The sequence below is a fragment of the Hydrogenophaga sp. genome (assembly GCF_041633695.1).
GTDB lineage: Bacteria > Pseudomonadota > Gammaproteobacteria > Burkholderiales > Burkholderiaceae_C > Hydrogenophaga.
The window spans coordinates 1-1845 of sequence record NZ_JBFJMY010000647.1; the positions used below are offsets into that span (position 1 = coordinate 1).

Annotated in this window: 2 protein-coding genes, 1 tRNA gene and 1 other RNA gene; 3 read left to right on the forward strand and 1 reads right to left on the reverse strand. The window is 58.7% G+C overall.

Annotated elements, in window-relative coordinates; translation table 11 throughout:
• Nucleotides 1–141 precede the first annotated feature (141 nt).
• Nucleotides 142–217, forward strand: a tRNA-Lys gene (locus ABYB95_RS22780).
• Nucleotides 218–545: 328 nt separating this feature from the next.
• Nucleotides 546–1112, forward strand: a complete 567-nt coding sequence (locus tag ABYB95_RS22785) for a hypothetical protein (RefSeq protein WP_372662408.1) — start codon at nucleotides 546–548, stop codon at nucleotides 1110–1112.
• On the opposite strand, the gene ffs is transcribed toward ABYB95_RS22785, so the two are convergent.
• An RNA gene (gene ffs, locus ABYB95_RS22790) (signal recognition particle sRNA small type) lies at nucleotides 1108–1204 on the reverse strand. The genes ABYB95_RS22785 and ffs overlap by 5 nt on opposite strands.
• 63 nt (nucleotides 1205–1267) lie before the next feature.
• Between ffs and dnaX the strand changes: the two genes are divergently transcribed.
• The coding region (gene dnaX / locus ABYB95_RS22795) for a DNA polymerase III subunit gamma/tau (protein WP_372662410.1) at nucleotides 1268–1845 on the forward strand (578 nt) is incomplete at its 3' end.

Consider the following 1845-nt stretch of genomic DNA (forward strand, 5'->3'; position numbering starts at 1 on the left):
GCTGGGTGATGAATGCACTGGCGGGCAAGCCAGAGGGCACAAAAATCAGGGGCTCTTCAAAAACACCTAAAAATGACGCTATAATTTGAGGCTTGGCGGCAGGGTGCTAGACAAAATCCAGCAGTTTGCCAACCCAATCGTGGGACGTTAGCTCAGTTGGTAGAGCAGCGGACTTTTAATCCGTTTGTCGTGGGTTCGACCCCCGCACGTCCCACCAAAGATTCAAGGATCTGACCGCAAGGCCAGATCCTTTTTTCTTGGCCAGAGCACATGTGCGTGAGTAGCGGGTGGCTCGCGCGCACCACAACATCGGGCAAGGCTGCGCCGTATCCGTTGGAAATATTGTCGCCCTGTGCACCAGGCGGCATGATCGGCGCATGAAATCGACGAGCGCTGAAAAAGGAGCGGGAGCTCCAGTTCTTCCTCCTTGCGCAAACATTGTTGCCCGAGTTGTTTCCGCTTGGGACCGTTGACGGCGATGGTGAGAGCCCTGATGTCGTCGTCCAGACGCTCCTTTTTCGCTACGGGTTGAAGTCACCGAACTCATGGATCCACTGAGGAAGCATGAGGAAAGCCAGCAGGCTTGGGTCTGTTGGCAGGCCCAAAAAGAGTTCAAGGACCTCAAGCTCCAGCGAGGCATGCGCGTGAGCGTTGCCTTCCTTCCGGGCGCGCCCCTCTTTAGCAAGTCCGCTCGCAGCAAGGCGGCCAAGGAGCTGAGGTCGATGGTTGCTCGGAGCATTGCAGGGCAAAGTGCGGAGTCCCCGTGGACTGCAGTCGCTTGCGAAGATGAGCTCGAGTCCGCGTTTTTCCAGAAGGTTTGGGTGCACTTCCATCCTGCGATGGAGGACCCGATCAGGGCGTGGTCGGTGCGAGACTTGAGCGGGGATGTGCTTGCTGCAAGAATCCAGGAGAAAGACGGTCGCATAGCGGCGTACCGCATGCGTGCCAAGCAGATCTATTTGCTGTTGGTCGTGTACGGGTTTGAAGGTTCTTCAGCGGCGCAAATTTCGGACAAGTTGCTCGCCCGGGCCTTCAGCACAGAGTTCGATGGCATCGTGCTTCTGGACTGCGTTCTGAACAAGGCACATGTCTTGAACAGAGAAATAAGGTGACGAGCCTTGACCCCGGCACTGGCTCCACAGTTAGGGCTGCTTGGTTCCCCATCTGACCCGGTTGGCCGCTTTACCATGCGGGAAGGCCCGTCGAGGTCTATTGTAGGCGATGGGCCATGCCCTTGTCAGCGTGCTCGCCGCTTAGAATCGCTCTCATGTCCTACGTCGTCCTGGCCCGCAAGTACCGCCCGCGCAATTTCACCGAAATGGTGGGGCAGGAGCACGTGGTCCGGGCTTTGTCGAACGCCTTGACCTCTCAGCGGCTGCACCACGCCTATCTGTTCACCGGCACACGCGGGGTCGGCAAGACCACGGTCTCGCGCATCTTGGCCAAGTCGCTCAACTGCCTGGGTGTGGATGGGCAGGGCGGCATCACCGCCGAACCTTGCGGTGTGTGCCAGGCCTGTACCGACATCGACAGTGGTCGGTTCGTGGATTACACCGAGCTGGACGCGGCGTCCAACCGGGGCGTGGACGAAGTGCAGGCCTTGCTGGAGCAGGCGGTCTACAAACCGGTGCAAGGGCGCTTCAAGGTCTTCATGATCGACGAGGTGCACATGCTGACCAACACGGCGTTCAACGCCATGTTGAAGACGCTGGAAGAGCCACCCGAGTATTTGAAGTTCGTGCTGGCCACGACCGATCCGCAAAAGGTGCCGGTCACGGTGCTTTCGCGCTGCCTGCAATTCAATCTGAGGCCGATGGCACCAGAGACCATGCAGGAGCACCTGGA

Bases quoted from the DNA above. Each gene is read 5' to 3' on its own strand.
- ABYB95_RS22785 (WP_372662408.1), top strand. From the start codon at position 546: ATGGATCCACTGAGGAAGCATGAGGAAAGCCAGCAGGCTTGGGTCTGT.